This window comes from Roseovarius sp. MBR-154 (assembly GCF_053628595.1).
On the sequence record NZ_JBRJGR010000004.1, the window covers coordinates 197,900 to 223,878 of the forward strand.

Consider the following 25,979-nt stretch of genomic DNA (forward strand, 5'->3'; position numbering starts at 1 on the left):
AAGCGTGCCGATTGCGTGCTGGGCGATGTCGGCGAGGCGTTTGCGTCTGGCCGCGAGTTGCGGGATAGTCAGCACAAACGCGGCCCGAGTCTCCGGGCCTGACCCAGAGGAAAGGACAACCCAGATGCGATACGAGGCACCGACCCGGCTGGAAGAGGCCGTGAGCCTGCTGGCCGGGCAGGACGGCGCGCATGTGTTGGCGGGCGGCACCGACCTGCTCGTCAAGCTGCGCTCGGAGATGATCGAGCCGGAGATGATCGTCGACATCAAGCGGATCGAGGGCATGCGTGACATTGCCGCCGAGGACGGCGGCTGGCGTATCGGGGCGGCTGTCTCGGGCGCCGAGATGGGCGAGCATGCGGGGCTTGTCGCCGATTGGTCCGGCGTAGTCGAGGCAGCGGGGCTGATCGGCTCGACGCAGGTGCAGGGCCGCGCCACTCTGGCGGGGAATCTCTGCAACGCGTCTCCGGCGGCTGATTCCGTCCCGGCGATGGTCGCGGCGGGTGCTACCGTGCGCATTGTCGGGCCGAACGGTGTGCGCGACATGGATGTGATCGACGTCCCGAAAAGCCCGGGCAAGACGGCGCTGCAACGCGGCGAATTTATCGCTTCGGTCTGGCTGCCCGCGCGCGGCAAACGCTCGGGCGACGCCTATCTGCGCTTCATCCCGCGCACCGAGATGGATATCGCGGTGGTGGGCTGCGGCATTTCGCTCAGCCTTGACGAGGGCGACCGGGTGACGGCGGCGCGGGTGTCGCTCGGCGCGGTTGGCCCCAAGGTAATGCTGGTCGAAGACGCGGCAGAGGCGATCACTGACCGCGTGCTCGACGAGGCGGTGCTCAGTGATCTGGCGGCGGCCTGCTCGGCGGCGGCCACACCGATTGACGACAAGCGCGGCACGATTGATTTCCGCAAGCACGTGGCGGGCGTTCTGGCCCGCCGCGCGGCGGTGATTGCGGCCAAGCGCGCGAAAGGAGAGACGGCATGAGCCAGCTACACGTAACCACCAAGATCAACGGTGACGCCACTGAGTTTCTCTGCGAGGCCGAGGACACGCTGCTCGACGTGCTGCGCGACCGGCTGGGCCTCACGGGCACCAAGGAAGGCTGCGGCACCGGCGATTGCGGCGCCTGTTCGGTGGCGGTCGATGGCCGTCTGGTCTGTTCGTGCCTGATGCTGGGGGCCGAGGCCGAGGGCCGCGACATCGCCACCATCGAGGGCATGGCGACCGGCGATCAACTGCACCCGTTGCAACAGAAATTCATCGAGATGGCCGCCCTGCAATGCGGCATCTGCACGCCGGGCATCCTCGTGGCGGCGCAATCGCTGCTGGAGCGCAATCCCGACCCGAGCGAGGAGGAGGTGCGCTATTGGCTGGCGGGCAATCTCTGCCGCTGCACCGGGTATGACAAGATCATCCGCGCCGTGATGGAAACGGCGGCGGACATGCGGAGGGCGTCGTAATGGCACTGGATGACACGAAAAAGACCCGCGAATTCAAGGTTGTGGGCACGCGGCCCGACAGGCCTGACGGCATTGACAAGGTGACCGGACGCGCGCGGTTTGGTGCCGACATGGTGGCCCCCGGCATGCTGACCGGGCGCATCCTGCGCTCGCCCCATGCCCATGCCCGGATCGTGAAGATCGACGCGTCCAAGGCCGAGGCGCTGTCTGGCGTCAAGGCGGTGGTCACCCGCGCCGATTTCGGCGAGGTGTCCGAGGACGTGGCCGATGTGCTCGACAATTGCATGGCGGGCGACAAGGCGCTTTATGACGGCCACGCAGTGGCCGCCGTCGCCGCAAGCAGCCCGGCCGTGGCGCGCAAGGCGCTCAAGCTCATCGAGGTCGAATACGAGGTGCTGCCGCATGTGACGGATGTGGATGCGGCGATGAAGCCCGACGCCCCGGTGCTGCACAAGGGCCGCCAACAGGAGACGGTGCCCGAGGGCATGTCTCAGAACGTGATCGCCCGCTCGGAATTCGGGCATGGCGATATCGAGGCGGGGCTGGCGCAGGCCGACCGCGTGGTCGAGCGGACCTACCGGACGGCCGCCACCCATCAGGGTTATATCGAGCCGCATGCCTGCCTGGCCACGATGGGCTCGGATGGCCGGGCCGACCTGTGGGTCTGCACCCAAGGTCATTACATGGTGCGCAACACCTGTGCGGCAATTCTGGGCATGGAGCAGGGGCAGTTGCGCGTCACCGCCTCTGAAATCGGTGGCGGGTTCGGCGGCAAGACGGTGGTCTTTCTCGAACCCGTCGCGCTGATGCTGGCCAAAAAATCGGGCCGCCCGGTCAAGATGGTGATGAGCCGCTCCGAGGTGCTGCGCGCCACGGGGCCGACCTCCTCGACTTCCATCGACGTCAAGATCGGCATGACCAAGGACGGCAAGATCACCGCCGGGTTCGCCGAGTTGCGTTATCAGGGCGGGGCCTATCCGGGATCGCCCGTCGATATGGGCGCGATGTCGGGCTTTGCACCTTACGATCTGGAAAACGTCAAGACCGTTGGCTGGGACGTGGTGACCAACCGGCCCAAGGCCGCCGCCTACCGCGCCCCCGGCGCGCCGATGGCGGCGTTCGCCATCGAAAGCGCGATTGATGAGCTTGCCAAGGGTTTCGGCCTTGACCCGCTGGAGGCGCGGCTGATGAACGGTGCGGATGAGGGGACCAAGGCGTCTTACGGCCCGACCTATCCCGCCATCGGCCTCAAGGCGACGCTGGAGGCTGCGAAATCGCATCCGCACTGGTCCGCCCCTCTGGGTGAAAATCAGGGCCGGGGGGTCGCCTGCGGGTTCTGGTTCAACTTCGGCGGCGATACCTGCGTGTCGCTCAACATCACGCCCGACGGCACCGTGACGGTATCCGAGGGCAACCCCGATATTGGTGGGTCGCGCGCGTCGATGACGATGATGGCCGCCGAGGAGCTGGGCATTCCCTACGATCAGGTGCGCACGATCATCGCCGATACCGGATCCTTGGGCCAGAACGAGGTGACCGATGGTTCCCGCGTGACATTCGCCGTGGGGCTGGCCACGATCAAGGCCGCAGAAGCTGCGAAGAAGGAGATGTGCCGCCGCGCCGCGATGGTCTGGGGCATCGACGAAGAGGCCGTGGAATGGGAAGACGGCGCCGCGCGCCCCGCCGGGCCGAACGCGGGCAAGTTCCCGCCGATGACGCTCAAGGAGATCGCCGCCATCGCCTCGAATACCGGCGGGCCGATTGCCGGGCATCATGAGGTCAACGCCGAAGGCGCGGGGGTGAGTTTCGCCACCCATATGGTGGATGTGGAGCTTGACCGCGACACCGGATCGACGAAGATTCTGCGCTATACGGTGTTCCAGGATGCCGGCAAGGCGGTGCATCCCTCTTACGTCGAAGGACAGTTTCAGGGCGGGGCCGTGCAGGGCATCGGCTGGGCGCTGAACGAGGAGTACATCTACGGCGAGGATGGCATCTTGCAGAATGCCGGGTTCCTCGATTACCGCATTCCCGTGGCCTCGGACCTGCCGATGATCGACACGGTGATCCTCGAAATTCCCAATCCCGGGCACCCTTACGGCGTGCGCGGCGTGGGCGAGACCTCGATCGTGCCGCCGCTTGCGGCCATCGCCAATGCGGTGTCCGAGGCGGCGGGCGTGCGGATGACGCAACTGCCGATGTCGCCGCCCCGCGTGCTGGCGGCGTTGCAGGCCAAAGCGGAGGGCTGATGGTCGAAGTGCTGCTCTGGGGCTCGCTCGCCGATCAGGCGGATGGCGCGCGCAAGGTCGAGATCGAAGCCGACACCTTGCGCGAATTGCTCGACGGGCTGGGGGAGAAATTCCCCGGCCTGCGCCCGGAGCTCGAGCGCGGCGTCTCGGTCTCCATCGACGGGCGGGTCTATAACGACAGCTGGTTTCAGCCGATTGCCGAGGATAGCGAGGTGGTGTTGCTGAAGCGTCTGAAGGGGGGGTGAGACAGGGCGAGATTTGTCTAAAGACGCCATGGGATTGAACCACCTGAGCGGAATGAAGCTTCGATTCGGATCAAGCGGGCCTTGCAGCCATGTCCTCTCGGATGCAAGTGCTGTTTTCGTTCCCGTCAAGGGGTACAGGGTGTGCGCCTATGCGAGGATGGCTGTGAGCGAACCGGGCTTTGCGGCGCGGCACGGGGCGCTTAGCTCTGCTTTCACACGACCACGCAAAAGGAGCGCTCCCATGTCCGATACGCTGTTTTCCCCCGCCACCATCGGTGATCTCGATCTGCCGAACCGCATCGTTTTGGCCCCGCTGACCCGCAACCGGGCCGATGACATGACCGGCGAGGTCGGCGATCTGCAGGCCGAGTATTATGCGCAACGTGCGAGCGCAGGCCTGATCATCACCGAGGCCACGCAGATTTGCCCCGAGGGCAAGGGCTATGTCGGCACGCCGGGCATTCACAGCGCCGAACAGGTGGCGGCGTGGAAAAAGGTGACCGATGCAGTTCATGCCAAAGGCGGCCGGATTGTCGTTCAGCTCTGGCATGTCGGGCGGATCAGCCATGTGTCGCTGCAACCCGACGGCCAGTCCCCGGTCGCGCCGTCGGCCATCGCAGCCAAGGCCAAGACATTTACCCGGGCGGGATTCGAGGACACCTCGGCGCCGCGCGCCTTGCGCGAGGACGAGATGCCGCGCGTGGTGGCCGATTACGTGCAGGCCGCGCGCAATGCCAAGGCGGCAGGCTTCGACGGGATCGAGCTGCATGCCGCCAATGGTTACCTGCTCGATCAGTTCCTTAAGGACGGGCCGAACCGGCGCGAGGATGCCTATGGCGGGCCGGTCGAGAACCGCGCGCGGCTGCTCTTCGAGGTGCTGGACGGGTTGAAACCCGTCTGGGCCCCGGGCCGTATCGGCATTCGCCTCTCGCCATGGTCGGAATTCAACGATGCCGCCGACAGCGACCCGGATGCCTCTTTTGGCTATGTCGTGGACCGTCTTAATGCTTGTGGCCTGGCCTATCTGCACCTGATCGAGGGCAGCACCGGCGGTGAGCGGCATGGCGGGTTCGATGCGCTGCGCGACCGCTGGGGTGGGGCCTACATGGCCAATAACGGCTATGACGGCGACTTGGCACGCGCCCGAATCGAGGAGGGCCGTGTTGATCTGGTGGCCTTCGGTCGGCCCTATATCGCCAATCCCGATCTCGTGGAGCGCCTGAAATCCGGCGCGCCGCTCAACGAGGGGGATCAGGCGACTTGGTATGGCGGCGGGGCCGAGGGCTACACCGATTATCCCGCGCTCGAGACGGCCTGACGCAGGCCACGCGCACCGCGCCGGAATTGTCGCGAATGCCCCGCAATGCGCCCTTGTGCCGAGGGTCGCGGCGGGGCATTCTGCGCCAGATCTGTTGAAACGGGGCCCGGTCTGCCCCAAGTAACACCCAAGCGAAACGGAGAGGGCCGGGGCTGCCGCGAAGCCGGGGCCGGCGTCCTCTTGCCAAGAACAGGAAAACGAGCATGCAAGACCCACTCAACGCATCCTATCCCGTGCTTCCGCTGCGAGACATCGTGGTGTTCCCGCACATGATCGTGCCGCTCTTCGTGGGGCGCGAGAAGTCGGTGCGCGCGCTGGAAGAGGTGATGCAGGACGACAAGCAAATCCTGCTGTCGAGCCAGATCGACCCCGCCGATGACGACCCCGCAGAGGGCGATATCTACCGCGTCGGCGTACTGGCCAATGTGCTGCAACTGCTGAAATTGCCCGATGGCACCGTCAAGGTGCTGGTCGAGGGCGTGGCGCGGGTGCGCATCACCGAATATCTGGAAAACGACGATTTTTTCGAGGCGCGCGCCGAATACGTGAGCGAGACGCCCGGCGATGCCACCACCATTGAGGCGCTGCTGCGGAGCGTCGGCGATGAGTTTGCGCGCTATGCCAAGGTCAAGAAGAACATCCCCGACGAGGCGCTGGCCGCTGTGACGGATTCCGACGAGGCGGCAAAGCTGGCCGATCTTGTGGCCGGGCATCTGGGCATCGAGGTCGACCGCAAGCAGGACCTGCTGGAGACGCTGAGCGTGAGCGAGCGGCTGGAGAAGGTTTATGGCCTGATGCAGGGCGAAATGAGCGTCTTGCAAGTCGAGAAGAAGATCAAGACCCGCGTCAAAAGCCAGATGGAGCGCACGCAGCGCGAGTATTACCTGAATGAGCAGATGAAGGCCATTCAGAAGGAGCTTGGCGATGGCGAGGACGGCGAAGGCGAGATTGCCGAGTTGGAAGAACGCATCGCCAACACCAAGCTGAGCAAGGAAGCCAAGGACAAGGCCGAGGCCGAGCTCAAGAAGCTCAAGAACATGAGCCCGATGAGCGCCGAGGCGACCGTCGTGCGCAACTATCTCGACTGGATGCTGGGCATTCCGTGGGGCGTGAAAAGCCGCGTGAAGAAGGACCTGCACAAGGCGCAGGACATTCTCGACGCCGATCACTACGGGCTGGAAAAGGTCAAGGAGCGCATCGTCGAGTATCTGGCGGTGCAGCAACGCTCGAAAAAGCTCAAAGGCCCGATCATGTGCCTTGTCGGCCCCCCGGGCGTGGGCAAGACGAGCCTTGGCAAGAGCGTGGCACGGTCGACGGGGCGTGAGTTCATCCGGATTTCTCTGGGTGGCGTGCGCGACGAGAGCGAGATCCGCGGTCACCGCAGGACCTATATCGGATCGATGCCCGGCAAGATCATCCAGGCGCTGAAAAAGGCCAAGACCACCAATCCGCTGATCCTGCTCGATGAGATCGACAAGATGGGGCAGGATTTCCGCGGTGATCCGGCGAGTGCCATGCTGGAGGTGCTGGACCCGGAGCAGAACTCGACCTTCGTCGATCACTATCTCGAGGTGGAATATGACCTCTCGAACGTGATGTTTCTGACCACGGCGAACAGCTACAACATGCCGTCGCCGCTTCTCGACCGGATGGAAATCATTCCGCTCGCGGGCTATACCGAGGATGAAAAGCGCGAGATTGCCAAGCAGCATCTGCTGGACAAGCAGATCAAGAACAACGGTCTGAAGAAGGGCGAGTTCGAGCTGACCGATGCGGCACTGACCGATATCGTGCGCTACTACACCCGCGAGGCCGGGGTACGGAACCTTGAACGCGAGATCGCCAAGATCGCGCGCAAGGCGGTGACGCGCATCATCAAGGGCGAGGACAAGGCGATCACCGTGACGCCCGACAACCTTGCCGATTTCCTCGGGGTGCGGAAATACAAGTTCGGTCTGGCCGAAGAAAGCGATCAGGTCGGTGTGGTCACCGGGCTGGCCTATACCTCGGTCGGCGGTGAGCTCTTGAACATCGAGGCGTTGCGCCTGCCGGGCAAGGGCCGGATGAAGACGACTGGCACCCTGGGTGACGTGATGAAGGAGTCGATTGATGCGGCCTCTTCCTATGTTCGCTCGGTCGCGCCCGAAATCGGGGTGAAGCCGCCGAAGTTCGAGAAGTGGGACATCCACGTCCACGTCCCCGAAGGGGCGACGCCCAAGGATGGCCCTTCGGCGGGCCTAGCGATGGTGACCTCCATCGTGTCGGTGCTGACCGGTATTCCGGTGCGCAAGGATATCGCCATGACCGGCGAGGTCACGCTGCGCGGTAACGCGCTGCCCATCGGGGGCCTCAAGGAGAAACTGCTTGCGGCGCTGCGGGGCGGCATCAAGACGGTGCTCATCCCGCGCGACAACGAGAAGGACCTGGCCGAGATCCCCGACAACGTGAAAGAGGGGCTCGACATCATTCCCGTCGATCACGTGCGCGATGTGCTGAAGCTGGCGCTGGTGCGAACACCCGAGCCGGTGGATTGGGACGAGGAGGCCGAAGAGGCCGCCGCCGCAGAGGCCGCCCTCAAATCCGGCAATGAGGGCCGGGGGGCGGTTGCCCACTGACAGTTTTGAAAAGCCCCGGACATGATCCGGGGCTTTTTTGTACCGGATCAGTTACAAGGAAACTGGATCAACCAATCCCGGTTGGTTGCAGCGTGATGCGGCCTATTCGTCCACATCGTCCATATCCGCCTGTCCCGACAGCCGCCGACGGACATGGCTCCAACTCAGCCCGATGCCGAGCACCAGCGACAGCGCCAGCAGCGCCAGCCAGACGTTGAGCGTCGGATCGTCGAAGCTGATCAGCCCGAAATCGTGCAGCACCCAGATCAGCGATGCCGCAATCGCCAGCACCAGCGCCATGCCGACCCCGCCGATGGAGCGCAGGGTGGCGCGCAGGTAGATGATGTAGCCTACCATCAGCAAGAGCCCAAGCAGCACGGTGAGCGGCAGTTGCGTGCTGACATTCGCCCGCGCCCAGGCAATGAAATTCCACTCGGTCGGGTTGAAGGTCGACGCCAGCAGGCCGAAAGCCACCACCCATCTTGCCAGAAACCCCATGTCTTTCCCCCTTCGCCCCGAGACCTTGCCAAGATTTGCCGCAGCCTACGCACGCTGTCCAGTGGATGTCGCTATTTAACTGTTTCGTCCGCGGCTGCGCCCCGTTATACCGGCGCGCGGTTTGGACCAAATGCCGAGGGGTAAATCATGGCAAATGTTGTCGTCGTCGGGGCCCAGTGGGGGGACGAGGGAAAAGGCAAGATCGTGGACTGGCTGAGCGAGCGCGCCGACGTGATCGCGCGGTTTCAGGGTGGTCACAACGCGGGCCATACCCTTGTGATCGACGGCAAGGTCTACAAGCTCAACGCGCTGCCGTCGGGCGTGGTGCGGGGCGGCAAGCTCAGCGTCATCGGGAATGGCGTGGTGCTCGACCCGTGGCACCTTGTGAAAGAGATCGCGCAGATCCGCGAGCAGGGCGTGACGATCACGCCCGAGACGCTGATGATCGCCGAGAACACGCCGCTGATCCTGCCGATACACGGCGAACTGGACCGCGCCCGCGAAGAGGCCGCGAGCAAGGGCACCAAGATCGGCACCACAGGGCGCGGCATCGGCCCCGCCTATGAGGACAAGGTGGGTCGGCGCGCGGTGCGGGTGGCGGATCTGGCCGATGAGGCGACGCTGATCGCGCGGGTGGACCGGGCGCTTCAGCATCACGACCCGCTGCGCCGGGGGCTGGGGATCGAGGCGGTGGACCGCGAGGCGCTGATCGCGCAACTGATCGAGATCGCGTCGCAGGTCCTGCCCTATGCCGCCCCGGTCTGGAAGGTGCTCAACGAGCAGCGCCGGGCGGGCAAGCGTATTCTCTTCGAAGGGGCGCAGGGCGCATTGCTGGACATTGATTTCGGCACCTATCCCTTTGTCACCTCGTCGAATGTCATCGCCGGGCAGGCGGCGACGGGTGTCGGCATCGGGCCGGGCTCGATCGATTACGTTCTGGGCATCGTCAAGGCCTATACCACGCGCGTGGGCGAGGGGCCGTTCCCGACCGAATTGCAGGATGCCGACGGGCAGCGTTTGGGCGAGCGGGGTCATGAGTTCGGCACCGTAACCGGGCGGCAGCGGCGCTGTGGCTGGTTCGATTCTTGTCTGGTGCGCCAGACCTGTGTCACGTCGGGGGTTACGGGGATCGCTCTGACCAAGCTCGATGTGCTTGACGGGTTCGAGACGCTCAAGATTTGCGTGGGCTATGATCTTGATGGCACGCGGCTGGATTACCTGCCGACCGCCGCCGATCTGCAGGCCCGCTGCACGCCGATTTACGAGGAAATGCCGGGTTGGTCCGAATCGACCGAGGGCGCGCGCAGCTGGGCCGATCTGCCCGCAAACGCGATCAAATACGTGCGCCGCGTCGAAGAGTTGATCGACTGCCCGGTCGCGCTACTCTCCACCTCACCGGAGCGCGAGGACACCATCCTCGTGACCGACCCGTTCGCAGATTGAGGAGGCGCAATGCTCAGTTACAAGGCCCGGAAACGCTGGTCTCTGGTGGTGCTGCTGGTCGGCTTGCCCGCCTATATCGTGGCGGCCGTGAGCCTTGTGAACTGGATCGACCGACCGTCGTTCTGGGTCGAACTACTGGTCTATGTGGGGCTGGGCCTTGTCTGGATCATCCCGCTCAAACGGCTGTTCCTCGGCGTGGGGCAGCCTGACCCGGGCGAGCGGCAGGATTAACCTTGCCTTTCATCGTTCTGAAAATACTCAAGTAAACCCCGGCGTGGACCATAACCTGCGCCGGGGTCTTGCGATCAACCCCGCATCCGCGCCCCGTCCGCAACAAAGAGCGGCTCGGTGATCAGCCGGGCGGCGCGGCGGTGGCCGAGGATTTCGATCTCCGCCTCCAGCCCGTCGCGCGCGCGCTCAGACGGGATGAGGGCGAGGGCGATGGATTTTCCTGCGTGGTGCGAATAGCCCCCCGAGGTGCAGAACCCGTGCACTTCGCCCTCGATCCAGACCGGCTCATAGCCGTTCACATCGGTATCCTCGGCCGCCACCTCAAAAGCGACGAGCGTGCGCGCAGCCCCTTGGGCGCGCTCGGCCTCTGCCGCCGCGCGGCCGATGAAATCGGTGTTTTTCTTCCACGCGATGAACCGGTCCATCCCGGTCTCGCCGGGGGTGTAATCGGGCGAGAACTCCCGGAGCCACGCACCGAAGAAGCGGTCAAGCCGCAGCGACATCATCGCGCGCATGCCGAAGGGTTTCATGCCGTGGTTCTGCCCTTCGGACCAGAGCACATCCCAGAGCGCGCGTTGCGCCATCGGGTCGCAATAGATCTCGTATCCGAGATCGCCGGTATAGCTGACGCGCTGAATGAGGCAATCGACCATGCCGAGGACCGCAGGGCGGATATCCATGAACTTCATGTCCGCCACCTGATCGCGGGTGCAGGCCATGAGCACGTCGCGTGCGCGCGGGCCCGCGATCTGAAATCCGTTGAGCCGGTCCGAGATATTCTCGACGCGCACGCCCGCCGCCTCGTTATGGGCGAACCAGCGCATGTGAAACGCCTGCGCGCCGTAGGAGGCGGTGAGCTGGAAGGTCTCGTCATTCAGGCACGACACCGTGAAATCGCCCCAGAGCCGTCCCTTGGGTGACAGCATCGGGGTGAGCGAGAGTCGCCCCGGTTTGGGGATGCGCCCGGCCATGATCCGGTCGAGCCAGTCGCGGGCGCCTGTGCCGCTGACGAGGTATTTGCCGAAGTTGTGGACCTCGTTGATGCCGACGCCCTCGCGCACCGCGCGCACCTCGCGCGCCGTGGCCTCCCATGCGTTGGAGCGGCGGAAGGAGGGGGTCTCGAAGCGTGGCTCGTCGCCTTGCGCGAAGTAGTTGACCACCTCCAGCCCGTATTGCGCGCCCCAGACCGCGCCCATCCGGTCGAACACGTCATACATCGGCGTCTGGCGGAACGGGCGGGCGGCGGGAAGTTCCTCGTTCGGGTAGGAGACCGAGAATCTTTTTTGATAGTTTTCAACGACTTTTGGGCGGGTATAGCCCGGGCTGATCCAGTCGCCGAAGCGGGCGACGTCCATGGCGGTGACGTCGCGTTCACACTCCCCCTCGGTCATCCATTGGGCCAACATGAGGCCCACGCCGCCACCTTGGGAAAAGCCCGCCATCACGCCGCAGGCCGACCAGTAGCCGCGCAGGCCGGGGATGGGCCCGACCAGCGGGTTGCCGTCGGGGGCGAAGGTGAAGGGGCCGTGGATGACCGATTTGACGCCCGCCTTTTCCAGCACGGGAAAGCGGCGGTAGGCAAACTCGATGCTGGCCTCGATCTTGTCGAGGTTGTCGGGCAGCAGTTCATGGCCGAAATCCCACGGCGTGCCGTCGACCGCCCAGGGCTTGCAGGGTTGTTCATAAAAGCCGATGCAGAGGCCGCGCCCCTCTTGCCGCAGATAGCTTTCGCCCGCCGGGTCCATGACGTGGGGGTGTTCGGTATCGCGGCTGTATATCGTCGGTATCTCGTCGGTGACGATATACTGATGCTCCATCGGGTGCAGCGGCAGGGTGACGCCCGCCATCGCGCCCACCTCGCGCGCCCAGAGGCCGCCCGCGTTGACCACGTGGTCGGTGTGGATGGTGCCCTTGTCCGTCACCACGTCCCATGTGCCGTCGGGGCGCTGGTTGGTCTCTTGCACCATGCAATGGGTCTCGATCTGCGCGCCGCCCATGCGCGCGGCGCGTGCATAGGCATGGGTGGTGCCGGAGGGGTCGAGATGGCCGTCGAGCGGATCATAAAGCCCGCCGATGATGCCCTCGATATTGGTGACGGGGGCGATCTCGCGGATTTCCTCGGGTGTCACGATATGGGTGTCGAGGCCCATGTAGCGATGCTTGGCGCGCTCCGCGAGCAGCATGTCGAAGCGGTCGCGATTGTCGGCCAACGTCACGCCGCCGACATGGTGCAGCCCGCAGGACATGCCGGTGATTTCCTCCAGTTCCTTGTAAAGCCGGATCGTGTAGCCCTGAAGCGCGGCCATGTTGGTGTCGCCGTTGAGGGTGTGGAACCCGCCCGCCGCATGCCATGTGGAGCCCGAGGTCAGTTCCGAGCGTTCCAGCAGCATGACATCGGACCAGCCCAGCTTGGTCAGGTGATAGAGCACGGAACAGCCGACGACACCGCCGCCGATCACGACCACACGGGTGCTGGTTTTCATTTCATGCCTCCTTGATGATGCTGCGCCCAGAGTTGAAGCCGCGCCGCCGCGCCGCATGCCGGTTTGCGACAGGATGTGTCGTTTCTCTGGACTGGCCGCGTCTTTCCATGCGGTGCGGCTGCGCCGCGCCGGTTTTGTCGGATGAGGGGCGCTGCCCCTCAAACTCCCCGGAGTATTTGAGCCATAAAGAAACAGCGGGGCTGTGTATCACCGCGACAGAACGTGTCGGAAATGGGCAATCGCGGGGAGGCTGCGGGCTTCAGGGTGCGGGTGTGAAAAACCCGAGGGGCACCCCATGAAGACCCATGCACAGGCTGTCGTGATCGGCGGCGGCGTTATCGGATGTTCGATCCTCTATCACCTGGCCAAGCTGGGCTGGTCCGATGTCGTCCTGCTGGAGCGCGACGAGTTGACGAGCGGCAGCACGTGGCACGCGGCGGCCAATATCCACGGGCTGCATGACAGCGCCAATATCAGCCGTTTGCAGCATTACACGATGACCCTGTATAACGCGCTGGAGGAGGAGACCGGGCAAAGCTGCGGGGTGTTTCAGCCCGGCTCGCTCTATCTCGCGCAGACCGAGAACCGGGCGCATCAGCTGCGGCTTCAGGCGGCGAAGGCCAAGCTTTACGGGATGAACTTCCACGAGATCTCGCGGGACGAGGCCGAGCGGCTGCACCCCTTGGTGAATTTCGACGGTATCCGCTGCATCATGTATGAGCCCGATGGCGGTAATGTGGACCCCTCGGGCGTGACCAATGCCTATGCGGTGGGGGCGCGGCAACGGGGGGCGGAGATCCATCGCTTCACGCCGGTGATGGCGACGGTGCCGCAAGCTGACGGGACGTGGATCGTCGAGACGCCGAAGGGCAATATCCGCACGCCTTGGGTGATCAATGCGGCTGGTCTCTGGGGACGCGAGGTGGCGAAGCTGGCGGGAATCGAACTGCCGTTGCAGCCCACCGAACACCAGTATTTCGTGACCGAGACGATTGCCGAGATCGCCGGGATGGATCGGCGGCTGCCCTCGGTGGCGGACCGGGACGGGGAATATTACCTGCGGCAGGAGGGCAAGGGCCTGCTGATCGGCGCCTATGAGCGCGACATGCGGTTCTGGGCGGAAGAGGGCACGCCGCTCGATTTCGCGCATGATCTTTTCCCCGACGATCTGGAGCGGATCGAGGAGAACATGATGCGCGCCATCGACCGGGTTCCGGTGGTGGGCGAGGCCGGCATCAAGCGGGTGATCAACGGCCCGATGATCTGGTCGCCCGATGCCAATGTGATCCTCGGCCCGGTGCCGGAGTTGAAGGGCTATTTCTGTTGCAACGGCATCATCCCCGGCTTCAGCCAATCGGCGGGCATGGGCTGGATGGTGGCGGAATGGCTGGTGCATGGCGAGATGAAATACGACATGTTCGCCTGGGATATCGCACGGTTCGGTCTCTGGGCCAATGACCGGGCGTTCGTGAAGGCGAAGGTGCGCGATCAATATGCCCATCGCTTCGCCATCCATTACCCGAATGAAGAACGCGCGGCGGGGCGGCCCTTGCGGGTGCGGCCCGCCTACGAGATGCAGCGTGAGATGGGCGCGGTGTTCGGGCTGAATTATGGCTGGGAGCATCCGCTGTGGTTTGCCGATACGCCCGGCACCGTCGATACCAACGGCTTTACCCGGCAGAACTGGTGGGGGCCGGTGGGCGAGGAGGCCCGCATGCTGCGCGAGCGGGCGGGGATCATCGACATCTCGAATTTCGCCAAGTACCGGGTCAAGGGGCCGGGGGCGGAGGCGTGGCTCAACGCCGTCTTCGCCAACCGGATGCCGAAAGCTGTGGGACGGTCGTGCCTGACGCCGCTGATTGGCGTGCGCGGCGGGATTGCCGGGGATGCGACGGTGACGCGGCTGGGCGAGGATGAATTCTGGGTGATCTCCACAGGGATGGCGGAACGCTATCACAAGCGGTTTCTTGATGCCGTGCCGCTGCCGGAGGGGACCGTGTTCGAGAGCCTGACCGAGGCGGTCTGCGGCTTCAACGTGGCGGGGCCGCACGCGCGCGAGATGTTGCAACGGCTGACCAATGCGTCGCTGGCCACGGAGGATTTCCCGTTCATGCGCTCGGCGAGGGTGGAGATTGCGGGGGTGGCCTGCGTGGCGCTGCGGGTGAGTTTCACCGGCGATCTGGGCTGGGAGTTGCATTGTGCGGCGCAGGATCAGGCGCGGCTTTATGCGGCGCTGATCGAGGCGGGGCGCGAGGTCGGTGCCGGGCCGGTGGGCAGCCGGGCGCTGATGAGCCTGCGGATCGAGAAAGGCTACGGATCATGGTCCCGGGAATACAGCCCCGAATACTGGCCGCAGGAGGCCGGGCTGGCGGACCTGTGCAAGATGGACAAGGAGTTCCTGAACAAGGCGGCGCTGGAACGGGTGATCGGAGAGCCCCCGCGCGAGCGGCTGGTGCTGCTGGCGCTGGAGGAGGCGGATGTGAGTGCCTCGAATGCCGATGCGACGGGCGGCGAGCCGATCTTCAGGCGCGGCGTGGGCGTGGGGCGCGTGACCTCGGGGGCCTATGGCTATGCGGTGGGGATGAGCCTGGCGCTTGGCTACGTCAAGGGTGATGCCGGGCCGGGCGACGCGGTGGAGGTGATGGTTCTGGGCCAGCCGCACCGCGCGCGCATCCTGCACGAGCCGCCGTTCGATCCGGAGGGGTGGCGGCTCAGGGCGTGAGGGCGGTGGCGGAAGCGGTAGCGAGTCCTCGGCTGGAGTTTGGCGCTTGCAGTCCGACCCCGAAGCGGATGAAGAGCCTGCCGAGAGGTCATATCTAGCGCCCGAGAATCTCGAAATGCGCCTCGGTGGGGATGCAGGCGGCGCCGTTGATCGGAAGGATATCCTGCGGGCAGGCCGACATCACGACGATGCAATCCATCGCCGCGCGCAGGGTCACATGATCGCCGGGCGTGCTGAGGGGTTCGCCCCAGGTGGTATTGCCCTCGGCATCGACGGGGATGTTCATCCATAGGTTCAGCGGGCTGGGGCAGTCGGGCGCGCGCAGGCCAAGCTGTCGCAGGGCCGCGTGGAGGTTGTCGGTGCAATTGTCGTGATAGTCGGTGCACCCCAGAAGCCCGTAGCGGTAATCGTCGCAGGCCGCGATCAGCGTGTCGTGCCGCCCCGGCGAGGTGTCCGCTTCGAATTGCAGGATCGGGCGGCGCCGATTGGTGACGAGCGCATCGCCCGCGCGGGGGAAGATCCGGCCAAGGGTGGGGCGGATATGTTCCATCGACATGAACTCGGTCATGTCATCGGCGTTGAAGGCCCAGGTGTCGACAACCTGCGTGCCATGGGTGTTGATGATGCGGATCGCGTCGCCTGCATTGAGCCGCGCAGCCGTGCCGCGCCGGGCGGGAATTGTGTGACGGGGTGTGGTCATTCTGGAGCCTTTCCGGGATCGGTCATCGCACAGGCTAGCAGCTTGGGCGGGCAGGCCAAGGGCAAACCGCAAGCGGGGTGCGGAATGCCTCTTGCACGGCGGCGCGGGCTTGGCTATCAGCCACGCCACGGGTGATTAGCTCAGTTGGTAGAGCGCTTCGTTTACACCGAAGATGTCGGCGGTTCGAGCCCGTCATCACCCACCACGCCTTTTTTGCGTGTCGTTCCAAGTGTTCAAGGGCCGGGTGACGGACCGGTTCGGTCGGTGGCATGGTTGCGTCGGTTCCGATGAGCCGGTTCAGGTCGAACATGAACAGGACGATCTGGCCGGACGCCACAGCGATAGCACGGGTTCCGGCCGTGGCGCGTGCCCTTTCGATGACCGAAGGCCCACCGCGAGGTGCTGCCTCCCGTTCAATCTCAGCAGGTGTCAAGCGCGCATGCCTGGCGCTCTTCTGGGCCACAGAACGGGCTATGGCGCAGCCCTTGATGCCGAGGCAGTGCGCAGCGAGGCGCGCGCCGAACGTCATGGCGGACCGGTTGCGGGCCGCGATCCATTCCCGGACAATTTGGCTATCCGGCTCTACGTGGCGGATGCCGCGCTTGACCTGCCGACGCAGCCGGTTAGGTTGACCGGCCAAACCGCTGCGACCTCGGGGATGCGGTGGCCATCGCGAAACAATACGAAGGTATCTTTACATGCTGCGACTGCTGGCGAGCGTTCTCATATCCCTCTTTCTTGTGCTTGGTGCAGCGCAGGCGCAGGAGGGCAATGGTGCATCTGCCGAGGCCACCGGGCCGAGGACGAGCGTCGATCTGCTGCTTGATGTCATCGAGGACGACGCGGCGCGCGCCGAGTTGGTCGAGCGGCTGCGCGCGGTGGATGCGGTGCCGGCGGATGTGCCCGGTGACGCGGTCGTAGAGACGCTGGCAGACGGCGCGGTGCCGCCGGAGGACCTGTCCTTCGGGCGGCGGATCGCGCTGGTCACGCAGGCAGCGGCCGAGGATGTGGTGGGCTGGGGCACCCGGTTCGGGCGGCAGCTGGCGCGCGCGCCGAAGGTGTTCGGCGGGCTGAGCGGCGGCGAGGCCGGTGTTCTGGCCGAGGCCTTGCGGGAACTGGCGCTGGTGATCGCGGGCACGGTCGTGGTGTTCTTCGTGCTGCGAGGGTTGGGAAAATCGCTCTATGCGAGGATGAGCGCGTCGGCGCGCGACGGCGGCGTGGCGCGCATGGCGGTGCTCTTTACCGCCTCTGCGGTGATCGACGCGGTGATCGTCATCCTGGCCTGGGGCGCGGGCTATGCGCTGGCGATTCTGGCGCTTGGCGAGTTCGGGCAGATCGGCATCCGGCAGACGCTCTATCTCAACGCCTTCCTGCTGGTGGAGATGGCCAAGGTGGCGGTGCGGCTGGTGTTGTCGCCCTCGGCGACCGCGCTGCGGCCCCTGCCGATCGGCGACCGGGCGGCGGCCTACCTGTCGTCGCGGATCAACCTGATCGTGGGCGTGGTCGGCTATGGCCAGCTTCTGGTGGTGCCGATCATCAACAGCAATGTGTCGTTCGCGGCGGGGCGGGCGGTCTCGGCGCTGATCGCGGTTGCGGTGCTGGGCTTTGCAATCTGGCTGGTGCTGCGCAATCGCCGGGTGGTGACGGATTGGCTGCTGGGCGATGAGGCGGGCAGCCGGTCCGCGGCGCCCGAGGCGATGGTTGATCCGGCACCGGTTGGGGACCGCCGGGGCCGGGGCGCGCTGGCCTATCTGGCGCGGCACTGGCACTGGCCGGCGCTGGCCTATCTCATGGCGCTGTTTGTCATCGTGATGCTGCGACCGGGCGACGCGGTGTTTCAGACGTTCCTTGCCTCGGGGCAGGTGCTGGTGGTCGGGCTGCTTGGCTTTGCCGCCTCGGACTTCATCAGCCGGGCGATGGTGCGTGGCGTGAGCCTGCCTGTGCGGCTCTCGGACCGGGTGCCGCTGTTGCAGGGACGGCTCAACGCGTTTGTGCCAAGGGTGCTCTTGGTGTTGCGGGTGGTGATCTTTGCGGGCGTTGTGCTGCTGGCGCTCAATGCCATCGGGCTGATCGACCTGCGCGGCTGGATGGTCAGCCAGTTTGGCCTGCGCCTCACCGGCATGATCCTGTCGGTGTCGCTGGTGCTCTTGGTGTCGTTCGGGCTGTGGCTGGCGCTGACGTCGTGGGTGGATTACCGGCTCAACCCCGAGTTTGGCCGCGTCGCCACGGCCCGCGAACAGACGCTGCTGACGCTGTTGCGCAACGCCGCGACGATCGCGCTGGTGGTGATCACGCTGATGTTCGTGCTGGCCGAGATCGGGCTTGATATCGCGCCGCTGCTGGCCTCGGCCGGGGTGCTGGGTCTGGCCATCGGCTTTGGCGCGCAGAAGATGGTGCAGGATATCATCACCGGCATCTTCATCCAGTTCGAGAACGCGATGAACGTGGGCGACGTGGTCACCGTCGCCGGCGTCACCGGGACGGTGGAGCGGTTGACGATCCGCTCGGTCAGCCTGCGCGACGTGCAGGGGGTGTTTCACATCATTCCGTTCTCGTCCGTCGACATGGTGTCGAATTACGTCAAGGATTACGGCTATTTCGTCTGCGACATGGGTGTGGCGTACCGCGAGGACGTGGAGGAGGCGAAGCAGGCGATGCTCGATGCCTTTGCCGAGTTGAAGGGCGATCCCGAGCAGGCGAGCGGCATTCTCGACGATCTGGAATGGTTCGGCGTGAACAGCTTTGGCGACAGCGCGGTGATGCTGCGCGCGCGAATCAAATGCGTTCCGGGGCGGCAATGGGGCATCGGGCGGGCCTATAACGGCGTGCTCAAGACGGTGTTCGACGCGCGCAACATCGAGATTCCGTTCCCGCATCAGACGATCTATTTCGGCGAGACCAAGGACGGCCAGACCCAGAGCGTCAAGGTGGATGTCGAGGCGCCGGGCGCTGCCGCCTGACGACCGCGGTCGCGGTGCGGCGGCTACGAAACACAGCCGCCGCACCTGTTTCAGGTTCGCCATGTTGAATTTTTCAGATCATCACGTTACCGTGAAGATGCAAACGTGCTCGCCGCAAGACCCCAAGGAGGAAGCTGTGTCAGAACGACAGGCTACCGAACCTGCCTCGCCAACCCTCGGATCGAGGCGCCAGGAGATCGGGCATTTTCTGATTTTGGCATTCGGGATCTGGCCCGTTTTGGCCGTCGGTGTCGTCGGTGGATACGGCTTTCTGGTCTGGATGTATCAGCTTGTCCTCGGGCCGCCGGGTCCGTCGGGACATTAGGGGCCATGGCACCCCTAGCCCGCATGTCCCGCCGAGATCTGCTCCGGGGAAACGCGCGCCCGGGCCCGGTCCGGGCCCGCCCGCCGGGCGTATCATCACGGTCTTTGACAGCCTGCACCGCCTGTGGAGCCTGTGCAGATGCCTGTCCCGAAAGCATCCTCGAGATGGCCGACGATGGCGTTGCGCTGCGGCCGGAGGTCGGCGAATGCACGTTCTGCGGTGACTGTGCGACAGCCTGCCCCGAGGATGTCTTTGGCGACCAGGGCGGCATGGCGCATGTCATGACAATATCCGGTGACTGCCTCGTTCATGCGGGGATTGCCTGCATGACCTGCCGGGATGTCTGCCCCGAGCAGGCGATTTCGGTGCACCCGCGAATTGGTGCGCCGTTCTTGCCGGAAATCGACGCGGCGGCCTGCACGGGCTGCGCCGCATGCACGGCCTCCTGTCCGGCGGATGCCATTGCGGTGATGCAGAAGGGAGGGCGGTGATGACTGAGGCGCGATGGCACGTTTCCTCTGCGGTGGTGAGCATTGCCGAGGGGGCCATGAGCGAGGTGCGCGACCTGGTCGAGACGCTGGATGGCGTTGAAGTGCATGGCGGCGACGACACCCGCCTGATCCTTACCATCGAGGGAACAAGCACCGGGCAGCTGGGGGACACACTGACAGCGATCAACCTGATGAACGGCGTTCTGGTGGCCAACATGGTCTTTGAGCACGCCGAGGAAAGCGGAGAATAGGATATGCCACTCGACCTGACCCGACGCCAGCTTCTGAAGGCTCATGCCGCCGCACTCGCGGCCTCTGCGGCGGGGCTGTCGCAAGAGGCCATCGCGCAGCCCGTTCCGGGCGGTGTCGAGGCGCTCAAGATCAAATGGTCCAAGGCGCCCTGCCGCTTTTGTGGCACCGGGTGCGGGGTCATGGTCGGCGTCAAGGAGGGCAAGGTCGTGGCCACCCATGGCGACATGCAGCACGAGGTCAACCGCGGGCTGAATTGCGTGAAGGGCTATTTCCTGTCCAAGATCATGTATGGCGAGGATCGGCTTACCACGCCGCTGATGCGCAAATCCGGCGGCAAATTTGACAAGAATGGCGAGTTTGAGCCGGTCAGCTGGGATGAAGCCTTTGACGTGATGGCCGACCGGGTCAAGACGCTGTTGGCCGAGAAGGGGCCGGAAAGCATCGGCATGTTCGGCTCCGGCCAGTGGACGGTGATGGAGGGTTATGCCGCATCCAAGCTGATGCGCGCCGGGTTTCGGTCGAACAATCTCGATCCCAACGCGCGGCACTGCATGGCCTCGGCAGCGGCGGCGTTCATGCGCAGCTTTGGCATTGACGAGCCGATGGGATGTTACGACGATTTCGAGCATGCCGACGCCTTCGTGCTCTGGGGCTCCAACATGGCGGAGATGCACCCGATCCTGTGGTCCCGGCTGGCCGACCGGCGGTTGGGCACGCCCGGCGTGAAATGCGCGGTGCTCTCGACCTTCACGCATCGGTCGATGGATCTTGCGGATATTCCGATGGTGTTCAAGCCGGGCACTGATCTGGCGATTCTCAACTATATCGCCAATTACATCATCCAGACCGGGCGGGTGAACGAGGATTTCGTCTCCAGGCACACGACCTTCATGACGGGCGAGACGGATATCGGCTATGGCCTGCGTGACGACCATCCGCTGCAACTTGCGGCCGAGGGGGTGGGCAATGCCGGGTTGATGGAACCGTCGGATTTCGAGGCGTTCAAGGCACATGTCGCCGAGTATACGCTTGAGTATGTCAGCGAATTGTCAGGGGTCGAGCCGGGGTTCCTTGAGGAACTGGCAGAGCTTTATGCCGATCCGGACACCAAGGTGATGTCGCTCTGGACGATGGGTTTCAACCAGCATGTGCGTGGCGTCTGGGCCAATCAGATGGTCTACAATATCCATCTGCTCACCGGCAAGATCTCCGAGCCCGGCAACTCGCCGTTCTCGCTGACAGGCCAGCCCTCGGCCTGCGGAACGGCACGCGAAGTGGGCACCTTCGCGCACCGGCTTCCGGCGGATATGGTCGTGACCAACCCCGACCATGTGAAACATACCGAAGAGATCTGGAAGTTGCCGCATGGCCTGTTGAACACCAAGCCGGGGTTTCACGCGGTGCAACAGGATCGCATGCTCAAGGACGGCGTGCTGAACTTCTACTGGATTCAGGTCAACAACAACCTTCAGGCCGCCCCCAATACGCAGAACGAGACCTATCAGGGCTATCGCAACCCCGAGAACATGATTGTGGTTTCCGACGCCTATCCGACGGTGACGACGATGGCGGCGGACATCATCCTGCCGGCCGCGATGTGGGTCGAGAAAGAGGGGGTCTATGGCAATGCCGAACGGCGCACCCATGCCTGGCATCAACTAGTCGATGCACCGGGCGACGCGCGGTCGGATCTGTGGCAACTGGCGGAGTTTTCCAAACGCTTCACGACGGATGAGGTCTGGCCGGACGAGATCCTGAATGCCAATCCGAACTATCGCGGCAAGACAATCTTCGACGTGGTCTTTGCCAACGGACAGGTCGATGCCTACCCGCTCGACGACATGCCCGAGGAGTATGCCAACCACGAGGCGCGCGATTTCGGCTTTTACATCCAGAAGGGGCTGTTCGAGGAATATGCCGTCTTCGGGCGTGGGCACGGCCACGATCTTGCGCCCTATGACACCTATCAGAGCGACGAGGTGCGCGGTCTGCGCTGGCCCGTCGTCGATGGGCAGGAGACGAAATGGCGCTTTCGTGAGGGGTACGACCCCTACGTGGCCGAAGGGGCAGGGGTGGAGTTCTACGGCAGGCCGGACGGGCGCGCGGTGATCCTGGCGGTGCCCTACGAGCCCCCCGCCGAGAGCCCCGATGACGAGTTCGACATGTGGCTGGTCACCGGCCGGGTTCTGGAGCACTGGCATTCGGGCTCGATGACCCTGCGGGTGCCGGAACTCTACAAGGCCTTTCCCGGTGCCAAGGTGTTCATGAACGCCATCGACGCGCGCGAGCGCGGCCTCAATCAGGGCATGGAGGTCCGGGTGATCTCGCGCCGTGGCGAAATTCGAAGTCGTGTCGAGACCCGGGGCCGCAACCGCATGCCGACGGGCGTGATCTTCGTGCCATGGTTCGATGCCAGCCAGCTCATCAACAAGGTGACACTGGATGCGACGGACCCGATCTCGAAGCAGACGGATTTCAAGAAATGCGCCGTGCGCGTGGAGGCGGTGTGATGCAACAGGTTCGTCTCTTCGCCATCTTTTCCGCGTGCCTCGGCGCGACGGTCGTGTTCGCACAAAACGTGCCAGAACTGTCCGGGGCCAGCCCGAACCCGATGCAGTCGATCGAAGCGGAGCCGCTGGAACGCTATGTCACCGATGATGTGCGCCAGATGCGCGCCTATCCCGAACAGCCGCCGATCATCCCGCATTCGATCGAAGGTTATCAGCTCTCGGTCAACGCCAACAGGTGCATGGCCTGTCACCGGCGCGAGCATACCGAGGGGTCGGGCGCACCGATGATCTCGATCACCCATTACATGACGCGCGAAGGGCAGATGCTGGCGGATGTCTCGCCGCGCCGGTATTTTTGCACCCAGTGTCATGTGCCGCAAGCCGACACGCCTGCATTGATCGAAAACACCTTTACCGACATGTCTGAACTGGGTGCCACGGGCGCCGGGAGCGAGTGACATGCGCTGGATCCTGAAGCCGTTTCGCTGGTTCTGGCGCGTGCTATGGACGCCGGCCGGCACCTTGGGCCTGGGCTTTCTGACACTGGGCGGGTTTGTCGGTGGCGTGGTGTTCTGGGGCGCCTTCAATACCGCGCTGGAATACACCAACACCGAGGAATTCTGCATCTCCTGCCATGAGATGGAGGCCAACGTCTACGAGGAGCTGTCGCGTACCGTGCATTTCTCCAACCGCTCGGGCGTGCGCGCCGGGTGTCCCGATTGTCACGTCCCGCATGACTGGACCGACAAGATCGCGCGCAAGATGCAAGCCTCGAAAGAGGTCTGGGGACATATATTCGGCACCATCAGCACCCGCGAGAAATTCCTCGAACACCGGCTGGTCATGGCCAAGCGCGAATGGGCCCGGCTGCAGTCGAACGACAGTCTGGAGTGCCGCAACTGCCATTCCGAAGTGGCGATGGATCTCAGCCGTCAGGCGCCTCGCGCGGCGCGGATTCATCGCGAGTTTCTGCGCTCGGGGGAGCGCACCTGCATCGACTGCCACAAGGGGATCGCGCATGAATTGCCGGACATGACGGGGGTGGAGCCGGGCTGGACGGTTCCGCAAGAGCTTCAGGGAGAAACCCAGCCCGGTCTGGATCGGTCGGACGATATCCAGAGTTACCTGCTGGACGCGCCATCGGAGGGCTGAGACCGGCACGTCGCATGGCCGCCGGGCTTTGCCATCGGCCTGACCGCGACAGGTTCCTTGCCGTCGAGTGCTGGTCGAGGCCGGGACGTGCTGTCGGGCAGATCACCGGCGACACGGTGTCATCGTGAGGGCTGCTCCGGATGTTGATCCACGGGTGCGGCGCTTTGCGGGGCAGGGCAGGCCGGAAAGCGAAGTCTGACGCGCAGCCCCGGGCCTGCATCCTCGAGGGTCAGCGTGGCGTCATGGACTTGCGCGATGCCTGCCACGAGGCTCAGCCCGAGCCCGTGCCCCGGGGTCGCGCGACTGCGGTCGAGCCGGTAGAGACGGCGCAGGACCAGATCGCGTTCCGCCTCGGGGATGCCGGGGCCGGTATCGGTGACGGAGAGATCGACATGCTGCGCGGTCTGCGACAGGGCGACGGTGATGACCGTGCCTCGGGGCGTGTGGTGCATGGCGTTCTCGATCAGGTTGGCCAGAACCTGTCCCAGAAGAGTGCGGTCGCCGATGACCGGGCGCATCGGCCCGTCGGGCAGGGCGGATGTCAGCGTCTGCCCGTTCTCGGTGATCGAAGGATCATAGACATCGCAGAGCGTGCGGCACAGATCCGAGAGATCCACCGGCGTGAAGCCCGCGCGGGGCGAGCCGCTTTCGATCTGTGCAAGTTGCAGCAGCGCATGGAAGATCGACACGATGCCGTCGAGTTCGGTCTGCGCCTTCTCGAGCAGCGCCCGCGCGTCTTCGGTCAGGTCCGGGCTCTGGCTGAGATCGTCCAGATGCACGGCGGCACGCTGGATCGGGGTCTTGAGATCATGGGCGATGTCGGACGACACCTGCCGCAGGCTTTCGACCGCATCCTCTTGCGCGCGAGCCATCTGATCAAGCTTGGCGGCGATCCGCGCCAGATCGTCGGACCAGCCCGAGACATCGCCCACGCGGGCCTTGAGGTTGCCCGAGGTCAGTTGATCGAGCGTTCCGCTGATCACCGCCACATGTCGCGCGCCGCGCCGCGCCAGAAAAAGCCCGCCCGACAGCGCCACCAGAACCGCAGGCAGAAGCGATATGCCGAGAATGTTCAGGAAGGCATCGCGCAAGGCGTCGATCTGCGCAAGGCTGCGCGCCACGGTCAGTTGGCCACCGCGCAACGAGGCGGTCAGGGCCAGATAGCGGCCCTCGATCTCGGGATTGCCGGGAAGATAGGACAGGATGCGATAGCCATCCGCGTCGCGCGCCACCAGCGCGTTGCCATAATGCCGCCCGTTCGGGGCGAAATAGCTCAGCACAACGCGTTCGGGATCGGTGCTGCGCGCCTCGGCCTCGATCAGCGCGGCGAGGGCGGCGGCGGAGGGGGCGGCGCGAAAGCCCGCCATGTCCTGCGCGAGATCGGCGCGCAGGGTCTGCTCGAAGGACGCTTGCGTATAGATGTAACTCGCCAGAAGCCCCAGCAGCGACACCAGCGAAAACAGCAGCACGAGCCCGGCGGCGAGCCGCAGCGGCATCGAGCGCAGCAGGAAGGCGCGGCCCAAGGTCATGCGTCGATCCGGTAGCCGGCACCGCGCACCGTCTTGATCAGGTCGGTGTCGAACGGCTTGTCGACCTTGGCGCGCAACCGGCTGATATGGGTTTCGACCACATTGGTCATCGGATCGAACGAGATATCCCAGATTGCCTCGAGCAGCATCGTGCGGGTCTGCACGCGCCCCTTGCGGCGCATCAGATATTCGAGAATGGCGAATTCGCGCGGCAAGAGGTCAATCTCTTGCCCGTCGCGCGTCACCGTCCGCGCGATCAGGTCCATCTCCAGCGGTCCGGCGCGCAGCACGGTCGCCTGATCCAGCGCATGCGGACGCCGGGCAAGGGCGGCAACCCGCGCCGACAGCTCGCCGAAGGCGAAGGGCTTGACGAGGTAATCGTCACCCCCCGCGTTCAACCCGCTGACCCGCTCTTCGACACTGCCGAGCGAGGTCAGGAACAGCACCGGTGTCCGGTTGCCCGCGCCGCGCAGGGTCTTGACCAGCGTCAGCCCGTCGATTTCCGGCAACATGCGGTCGATGATCAGAACGTCGTACTGGCCGCCTGTCGCCTGAATCAGGCCATCGCGCCCGTTGCTGACCAGATCGACGCTCTGGCCTTCCTCGCGCAGGCCGCGCGCGATATAGGCCCCCGTCGTCGCATCGTCTTCGACCACCAGCAGCTTCATGTCGTCCTCAATCATGCCTCCGGCCAGCGATCGGGCCAGCAGGGTTCGGTACTCTTGGCCAGTCGAGGGCCATGCCCGCCCTTGTTAAACTATTTGTATAGCCGGGCACATACGGGTGTGAGAT

At 64.7% G+C, this 25,979-nt stretch carries 21 protein-coding genes and 1 tRNA gene; 17 read left to right on the top strand and 5 right to left on the bottom strand.

The window, feature by feature from the left end; genetic code table 11:
- The first annotated feature begins 124 nt into the window (after window positions 1–124).
- From ACSSV4_RS07505 to lon, 6 genes are all read left to right on the top strand, one after another.
- Window positions 125–988, top strand: a complete 864-nt coding sequence (locus tag ACSSV4_RS07505; protein ID WP_454274421.1) for an FAD binding domain-containing protein — start codon at window positions 125–127, stop codon at window positions 986–988.
- Window positions 985–1,464, top strand: coding sequence for a (2Fe-2S)-binding protein (locus tag ACSSV4_RS07510; RefSeq protein WP_454274422.1), 480 nt, complete (start codon window positions 985–987; stop codon window positions 1,462–1,464). Before ACSSV4_RS07505 ends, ACSSV4_RS07510 begins: the two co-directional genes overlap by 4 nt.
- Window positions 1,464–3,713 (top strand): xanthine dehydrogenase family protein molybdopterin-binding subunit, encoded by a 2,250-nt coding sequence (locus ACSSV4_RS07515; RefSeq protein ID WP_454274423.1) that lies wholly within the window; start codon window positions 1,464–1,466, stop codon window positions 3,711–3,713. The genes ACSSV4_RS07510 and ACSSV4_RS07515 overlap by 1 nt, the downstream gene beginning before the upstream one ends.
- Complete coding sequence (locus tag ACSSV4_RS07520; RefSeq protein ID WP_454274424.1) at window positions 3,713–3,958, top strand: MoaD/ThiS family protein; 246 nt, start codon at window positions 3,713–3,715, stop codon at window positions 3,956–3,958. The genes ACSSV4_RS07515 and ACSSV4_RS07520 overlap by 1 nt, the downstream gene beginning before the upstream one ends.
- Window positions 3,959–4,199: 241 nt before the next feature.
- Window positions 4,200–5,276 (top strand): alkene reductase, encoded by a 1,077-nt coding sequence (locus ACSSV4_RS07525; protein WP_454274425.1) that lies wholly within the window; start codon window positions 4,200–4,202, stop codon window positions 5,274–5,276.
- A gap of 203 nt (window positions 5,277–5,479) precedes the next feature.
- Window positions 5,480–7,891 (top strand): endopeptidase La, encoded by a 2,412-nt coding sequence (gene lon, locus ACSSV4_RS07530; RefSeq protein WP_454274426.1) that lies wholly within the window; start codon window positions 5,480–5,482, stop codon window positions 7,889–7,891.
- Window positions 7,892–7,993: 102 nt separating this feature from the next.
- Here the strand turns inward: lon and ACSSV4_RS07535 are convergent, their stop codons facing one another.
- Complete coding sequence (locus ACSSV4_RS07535) at window positions 7,994–8,389, bottom strand: DUF6524 family protein (RefSeq protein WP_454274427.1); 396 nt, start codon at window positions 8,387–8,389, stop codon at window positions 7,994–7,996.
- Between the two features lie 147 nt (window positions 8,390–8,536).
- Between ACSSV4_RS07535 and ACSSV4_RS07540 the strand changes: the two genes are divergently transcribed.
- Window positions 8,537–9,832: an adenylosuccinate synthase gene (locus ACSSV4_RS07540; protein WP_454274428.1), complete on the top strand. Its 1,296-nt coding sequence runs from the start codon at window positions 8,537–8,539 to the stop codon at window positions 9,830–9,832.
- 9 nt (window positions 9,833–9,841) lie between these two features.
- Window positions 9,842–10,063, top strand: coding sequence for a DUF2842 domain-containing protein (locus ACSSV4_RS07545; RefSeq protein WP_454274429.1), 222 nt, complete (start codon window positions 9,842–9,844; stop codon window positions 10,061–10,063).
- A gap of 74 nt (window positions 10,064–10,137) precedes the next feature.
- Here ACSSV4_RS07545 and ACSSV4_RS07550 read toward each other — a convergent pair whose 3' ends face one another.
- A complete protein-coding gene (locus tag ACSSV4_RS07550; RefSeq protein ID WP_454274430.1) occupies window positions 10,138–12,546 on the bottom strand; it encodes a GcvT family protein in 2,409 nt (802 codons plus the stop codon).
- 295 nt (window positions 12,547–12,841) lie between these two features.
- Here ACSSV4_RS07550 and ACSSV4_RS07555 point away from each other — a divergent pair, with 295 nt between their 5' ends.
- Window positions 12,842–15,268 carry a GcvT family protein gene (locus tag ACSSV4_RS07555; RefSeq protein ID WP_454274431.1) on the top strand — a complete coding sequence of 809 codons (2,427 nt, stop codon included), beginning with the start codon at window positions 12,842–12,844 and terminating at the stop codon, window positions 15,266–15,268.
- Window positions 15,269–15,362: 94 nt separating this feature from the next.
- On the opposite strand, the gene ACSSV4_RS07560 is transcribed toward ACSSV4_RS07555, so the two are convergent.
- Window positions 15,363–15,968, bottom strand: coding sequence for a DUF1989 domain-containing protein (locus tag ACSSV4_RS07560; RefSeq protein WP_454274432.1), 606 nt, complete (start codon window positions 15,966–15,968; stop codon window positions 15,363–15,365).
- Between the two features lie 129 nt (window positions 15,969–16,097).
- Between ACSSV4_RS07560 and ACSSV4_RS07565 the strand changes: the two genes are divergently transcribed.
- The 8 genes from ACSSV4_RS07565 (at window position 16,098) to ACSSV4_RS07600 (ending at window position 23,658) form a co-directional block, all read left to right on the top strand.
- Window positions 16,098–16,173 (top strand) — tRNA-Val (locus ACSSV4_RS07565).
- 493 nt (window positions 16,174–16,666) lie between these two features.
- The gene (locus ACSSV4_RS07570) at window positions 16,667–18,928 is read left to right on the top strand and encodes a mechanosensitive ion channel domain-containing protein (RefSeq protein WP_454274433.1); all 2,262 of its coding nucleotides are present in this window, start codon (window positions 16,667–16,669) and stop codon (window positions 18,926–18,928) included.
- 97 nt (window positions 18,929–19,025) lie between these two features.
- On the top strand, window positions 19,026–19,253 hold the full coding sequence (napE, locus tag ACSSV4_RS07575) for a periplasmic nitrate reductase, NapE protein (RefSeq protein WP_454274523.1): 228 nt from the start codon (window positions 19,026–19,028) through the stop codon (window positions 19,251–19,253).
- A gap of 23 nt (window positions 19,254–19,276) precedes the next feature.
- Window positions 19,277–19,744, top strand: coding sequence for a 4Fe-4S dicluster domain-containing protein (locus tag ACSSV4_RS07580; protein WP_454274434.1), 468 nt, complete (start codon window positions 19,277–19,279; stop codon window positions 19,742–19,744).
- Complete coding sequence (locus tag ACSSV4_RS07585; protein WP_454274435.1) at window positions 19,744–19,995, top strand: chaperone NapD; 252 nt, start codon at window positions 19,744–19,746, stop codon at window positions 19,993–19,995. Before ACSSV4_RS07580 ends, ACSSV4_RS07585 begins: the two co-directional genes overlap by 1 nt.
- A 3-nt stretch (window positions 19,996–19,998) precedes the next feature.
- Window positions 19,999–22,506 (top strand): periplasmic nitrate reductase subunit alpha, encoded by a 2,508-nt coding sequence (napA, locus tag ACSSV4_RS07590; protein WP_454274436.1) that lies wholly within the window; start codon window positions 19,999–20,001, stop codon window positions 22,504–22,506.
- Window positions 22,506–22,964 carry a nitrate reductase cytochrome c-type subunit gene (locus ACSSV4_RS07595; RefSeq protein ID WP_454274437.1) on the top strand — a complete coding sequence of 153 codons (459 nt, stop codon included), beginning with the start codon at window positions 22,506–22,508 and terminating at the stop codon, window positions 22,962–22,964. Before napA ends, ACSSV4_RS07595 begins: the two co-directional genes overlap by 1 nt.
- Before the next feature lies 1 nt (window position 22,965).
- On the top strand, window positions 22,966–23,658 hold the full coding sequence (locus ACSSV4_RS07600; protein WP_454274438.1) for a NapC/NirT family cytochrome c: 693 nt from the start codon (window positions 22,966–22,968) through the stop codon (window positions 23,656–23,658).
- A gap of 119 nt (window positions 23,659–23,777) precedes the next feature.
- On the opposite strand, the gene ACSSV4_RS07605 is transcribed toward ACSSV4_RS07600, so the two are convergent.
- Together ACSSV4_RS07605 and ACSSV4_RS07610 are read right to left on the bottom strand one after the other, a co-directional pair.
- The gene (locus tag ACSSV4_RS07605; protein ID WP_454274439.1) at window positions 23,778–25,187 is read right to left on the bottom strand and encodes an ATP-binding protein; all 1,410 of its coding nucleotides are present in this window, start codon (window positions 25,185–25,187) and stop codon (window positions 23,778–23,780) included.
- On the bottom strand, window positions 25,184–25,855 hold the full coding sequence (locus tag ACSSV4_RS07610; RefSeq protein WP_454274524.1) for a winged helix-turn-helix domain-containing protein: 672 nt from the start codon (window positions 25,853–25,855) through the stop codon (window positions 25,184–25,186). The genes ACSSV4_RS07605 and ACSSV4_RS07610 overlap by 4 nt, the downstream gene beginning before the upstream one ends.
- Between the last annotated feature and the right edge of the window lie 124 nt (window positions 25,856–25,979).